Annotated in this window: 3 protein-coding genes and 1 pseudogene; 2 read left to right on the top strand and 2 right to left on the bottom strand. The window is 69.8% G+C overall.

Annotated elements, in window-relative coordinates; genetic code table 11:
- A pseudogene (locus tag ACT6S0_RS26690) lies at positions 1-1,396 on the top strand (excinuclease ABC subunit A); the annotation flags it as partial.
- 66 nt (positions 1,397-1,462) lie between these two features.
- On the opposite strand, the gene ACT6S0_RS26685 reads toward ACT6S0_RS26690, so the two are convergent.
- Together ACT6S0_RS26685 and ACT6S0_RS26680 are read right to left on the bottom strand one after the other, a co-directional pair.
- The gene (locus tag ACT6S0_RS26685; protein WP_444766753.1) at positions 1,463-2,692 is read right to left on the bottom strand and encodes a cation:proton antiporter; all 1,230 of its coding nucleotides are present in this window, start codon (positions 2,690-2,692) and stop codon (positions 1,463-1,465) included.
- 73 nt (positions 2,693-2,765) lie between these two features.
- Positions 2,766-3,311: a pyridoxamine 5'-phosphate oxidase family protein gene (locus ACT6S0_RS26680; protein WP_444766752.1), complete on the bottom strand. Its 546-nt coding sequence runs from the start codon at positions 3,309-3,311 to the stop codon at positions 2,766-2,768.
- A 258-nt stretch (positions 3,312-3,569) separates the two neighbouring features.
- Between ACT6S0_RS26680 and ACT6S0_RS26675 the strand changes: the two genes are divergently transcribed.
- Complete coding sequence (locus ACT6S0_RS26675; RefSeq protein WP_444766751.1) at positions 3,570-4,313, top strand: peptidase; 744 nt, start codon at positions 3,570-3,572, stop codon at positions 4,311-4,313.
- The last annotated feature ends 249 nt before the right edge of the window (positions 4,314-4,562 follow it).

Here is a 4,562-nt window from a genome sequence, read left to right as displayed (position 1 = left end):
GCGCCTGGCCACGCAGATCCGCTCCAACCTGTTCGGCGTCATCTACGTGCTCGACGAGCCCTCCGCCGGCCTGCATCCGGCCGACGGCGAAGCACTGTTGAAGGCGCTGAAAGACCTGAAGGCCGCGGGCAACTCGCTCTTCATCGTCGAGCACGACCTGGGCCTGATGCGCGAGGCCGACTGGATCGTCGACGTCGGACCGGACGCGGGTGAGCTGGGCGGCCAGGTGCTCTACAGCGGCCCGCCGGCCGGGCTGCAGTCCGTGGCCGCATCGCGCACGGCGGCCTACCTGTTCCCGCGCGGGGGCGCGGCACGCCCGGCGCGGCGCCCGCCGCGCGGCTGGCTCAGGCTCGAAGGCGTGGCGCGCAACAACCTGCGCGGAGTCGACGTCGATTTCCCGCTCGGCTGCTTCACCGCCGTGACGGGCATCTCGGGCTCGGGCAAGTCCAGCCTCGTCAGCCAGGCGCTGGTAGACCTCGTCGGCCAGGCCCTCGGCCACGAGCCGCCCGCGCCCGAGGCCGGTGACGAAGACGACGAGCCGTCGCGCGAAGTCACGCACGGCCGCATCGCGGCTGGCGCCGAGCACATCCGCCGCCTCGTGCGGGTTGACCAGAAGCCCATCGGCCGCACGCCGCGCTCCAACCTCGCCACCTACACCGGCCTGTTCGACCACGTGCGCAAGCTGTTCGCCGCCACGCCCGCGGCACGCACCAAGCGCTTCGACGCCGGCCGCTTCTCCTTCAACGTCGCCAAGGGCCGCTGCCAGACCTGCGAGGGCGAGGGCTTCGTCAGCGTGGAGCTGCTCTTCATGCCCAGCGTCTACGCGCCCTGCCCGGCCTGCCACGGCGCGCGCTACAACGAGGCGACGCTGAGGGTGAAGCTGCGCGACAGGAACATTGCCGACGTGCTGCGCATGACGGTCGACGAGGCGTTGGGCTTCTTCGCCGACGACGCGGCGCTGGCGCGGCCGCTGGCGTTGCTGCAGCAGATCGGCCTGGGCTATCTGCGCCTGGGCCAGCCGGCCACCGAACTGTCGGGCGGCGAAGCCCAGCGCATCAAGCTCGCCACCGAGCTGCAGCGCGCGCAGCGCGGCAACACCCTGTATGTGCTGGACGAACCGACGACGGGGCTGCATCCCTCGGACGTGGACAAGCTGCTGGCGCAACTGAGCGGCCTGGTGGATGCGGGCAACACGGTGGTCGTCGTCGAGCATGAGATGCGCGTGGTGGCGGCCTGTGACTGGGTCATCGACATCGGTCCGGGCGCCGGCGCGGAGGGCGGCAGGCTGGTGGCCTGCGGTGTGCCCGAGGCTGTGGCCCGGACCGAAGGGAGCCGGACGGCGGCGTATCTCATGGGTGCCCTGCAAGGCCCGGCGACTTGCTCGCAGCCACCATAGCCTCGCGATGGAGGCCTTGGCGCACGCGGCGGCGGCGCGCTGGCGACCACCCCCATGAACCGGCGGTCACCTGCGCCGGTGGTACCCATCCATCAGCGGTGTTGCAGACATGCCATGCAGCACGATGGAGCTGGCAATCGTCGCCAGCACGGCCCCGGCGAGCGGCGTGCCCCACGCGGGGTCCATGCCATAGCCCACCGCAAAGCTCAGGTAGTACAGCGAGCCCACGCCGCGGATGCCGAACCAGGCGATCAGGCGCCGCTGCGCGCCAGACGTCTGCGGCCCGCGCACCACCGCGTAGACCGCCAGCGGCCGGATCACCAGCAGCACGACCGCTGCGAAGACGAAGAGCTCCCAGCGCCACTCGACCCAGGCCAGCAGCGCACCGATGAGCAGCACCACCGCCACTTCGGACAAGCGCTCGCACTGCCCGCTGAAGCTGTCGAGCCGGCTGCACTGGGAGGCGTCCTTGATCGGATCGGCCCGCTGGTCACGCTGCTTCTCGATGGCGCTCAAGCCAGCCCCGGCGGCGAACACCGCCAGAAAGCCATAGGCATGCAGCGCCAGCGCAACGCCATAGGCCAGCGCGATGAGGCCGAAGACCAGGAATTCCTCCGACTCCAGCGGATGGCCCTGACGGCGCAGCCAGGCCATGCCCTGGCCGACCCAGCGGCCGCAGAACCAGCCGACGGCCAGGCCGGCAGCAATTGCCCAGACGAGATCCACCGCAAACCAGCGCCAGCCGCCCGCGCCTATCGCGTGGTGTTGCAGCAATCCCAGGCCCAGCATGATGGCCGGGAAGGCGGTGCCATCGTTCATGCCGCCCTCGGCGGTGATGGACATGCGCACGGCATCGCGGTCCCCCGGCTCGCGGATCTGCACGTCGGAGGCCAGCACCGGATCGGTCGGCGCCAGGATGCCACCCAACAGGACCGCGGCACCGAGCGGCAGGCCCAGCCAGGCATGACCGAGCGCCGCGATCATCGCGACCGTGAGCACCATGCCCAGGGTCGCCAGCCGCACCGGGATGCGCCAGGCCCGCCAGACCATCGGAAGCTGCAGCCGCAGGCCAACGGCGAACAGCGTGATGAGCACCACGACCTCGGTGATGACCTCGATCACCTGGTGGTGCTGCCACAGGTCGAGTGGCAACAGACCCAGGCCCCACGCACCGGCCAGGGCCCCCACGCCCAGGTAGATGATGGCGGGAGACAGCGGCAGGCGCTGCACCAGGTGCGACGAGAACGCCATCAGCACCAGCACGACGCCCACAAGGACGAACCACAGGATCAACATGCTGCGCTCCCCGGTAGCGTGCGCCGCGCGGCCCCGGCCGGCCTGCTGGGCGGCAACGGCAGCATGGCCACGCTCAAAGCGTCAGCTTGCCATGCACGCCATCGTCGGTCCGCTGGCCCGTGAGGGCGCCGAACAGCATCTTGATACCCGCGACGGCCGTGCCATGGCGGTTGTCCCAGTACTCGCCGCTGGCCGGGTCCACACGCAGCAGGCAGATGCGCGGGTCGTCCTGCCCCTCGGTGAACCAGGCGCGCAGCTTGGGCGACCACAGCCGGTGGATGGTCTCCCTGTCCGTCACCTGGGCGGCGCTGCCGTCCAGCTTCAGGTGCCCGCCGTTGTCGCCCTCCTTGAAGAACAGCGTCACGCGGGGATCACGGTCGAGCTCGATGGTCTTGTAGCTGTCGATCTCCGTGAAGAACCACAGCCGGCCGCCGGCCTCCACCTCCACGACCGTCATCGGCCGCGCATGCAGACGTGAATTCAAGCCGACGGTGCAGAAGAAGCAGCTGTCTCCCGCCTCGACGAGGTCGACGATCTTCTGCGCGGCCGCCGGGCCACTCAGGTCTTCTTCGGTGCCGACCTTGTCGTCGGACAAGGGCATGCGGCTGGCGTCGTTCATCTCGGCTCCTTGGCGTATGAGGAATGCTGCAGCCTAGGCAGCCCCACCCGTGCGGGCTGTCGGCCGGCAGGCCGAGACGCCGTCGGAAACAGCCGGCCGCCTGTGCTCCTACAGCCGCTTAGGTGGTGACCGACGTCGGGCGCGCCAGCCACTGCCTAGATTCAGCGTCAGTACCGGCGCGGCGCGCGTCCAACGGTGCATGCCGCGCAAGGGTGGCGGCCCTACCATTCCGCCAAGTTCAATCGCCAGGACCTCCCCATGACCTATTGCGTCGCGATACGCCTGCGTGCGGGCCTGCTGTTCGCTTCCGACACCCGCACCAATGCCGGCATCGACCACATCGCCAGCTTCCGCAAGATGCACCAGTTCCAGATCCCGCATCAGCGCGAGATCGTCGTGCTGACCGCGGGCAATCTGGCCACAACGCAATCCGTCATCTCGTTGCTGAACCAGCGCCTGCAGGGCGAAGGCGACCACCTGCTCAAGGTGCCCACGCTGTACGACGCGGCCGTGCTGCTGGGCCGCACGGTGCGCGAGGTGATCGAGCGCGACCAGGACTCCAACGACCGGCGCCACAGCGTCGACTTCGGCGCCAACTTCCTGATCGGCGGCCAGATCAAGGGCGAGGGGCCGCGGCTGTTTCATGTCTATCCGCAGGGCAACTTCATCGAAGCGACGGAGGACACGCCCTATTTCCAGATCGGCGAGAGCAAGTACGGCAAGCCCATCATCGACCGCGTCATCAACTACGAGACGACGCCGCTTGACGAGGCTGCCAAGTGCACCCTCGTCAGCTTCGACTCGACGATCCGCTCCAACCTGTCGGTCGGCCTGCCCATCGACATCCTCATGCTGCGCGCCAACCAGTTTGAGCAGGCCATGAAGCCGCCGCACCGCATCGAGCGCGATGACCCTTACTTCCTGGCGCTGCGCAACGGCTGGAGCGCGGGCCTGCGCAAGGTCTTCGACGACCTGCCGAATGAGCCGTGGTTTGATGCCTGACATGGAGCCCCTCGCTCGCGGGTACACGCGCGGTCCCCCGAGGGGACGGCGATGCTCGCGGGGGAGGCCCCGCTCGCACATCGCCTGACGGGCCGGCTTGGGAGCGGCCCGGCGCTCGGCCCGGGTGGAGCCCCTCGCTCGCGGCTACACGCGCGGGTCCCCCGAGGGGACGGCGATGCTCGCGGGGGAGGCCCCGCTCGCACATCGCCTGACGGGCCGGCTTGGGAGCGGCCCGGCGCTCGGCCCGGG

Origin of the sequence: Roseateles sp. (assembly GCF_052436255.1) — a bacterium.
In the GTDB taxonomy this organism is placed as follows: Bacteria; Pseudomonadota; Gammaproteobacteria; order Burkholderiales; family Burkholderiaceae_C; genus Pelomonas.
Note: the sequence above shows the minus strand (reverse complement) of the source record. Positions and strands in the feature narration are given on the sequence as shown.

Coding starts and splice junctions, on each gene's coding strand:
- ACT6S0_RS26680 (WP_444766752.1), bottom strand. CDS start 3,311: ATGAACGACGCCAGCCGCATGCCCTTGTCCGACGACAAGGTCGGCACC.
- ACT6S0_RS26675 (WP_444766751.1), top strand. CDS start 3,570: ATGACCTATTGCGTCGCGATACGCCTGCGTGCGGGCCTGCTGTTCGCT.
- ACT6S0_RS26685 (WP_444766753.1), bottom strand. CDS start 2,692: ATGTTGATCCTGTGGTTCGTCCTTGTGGGCGTCGTGCTGGTGCTGATG.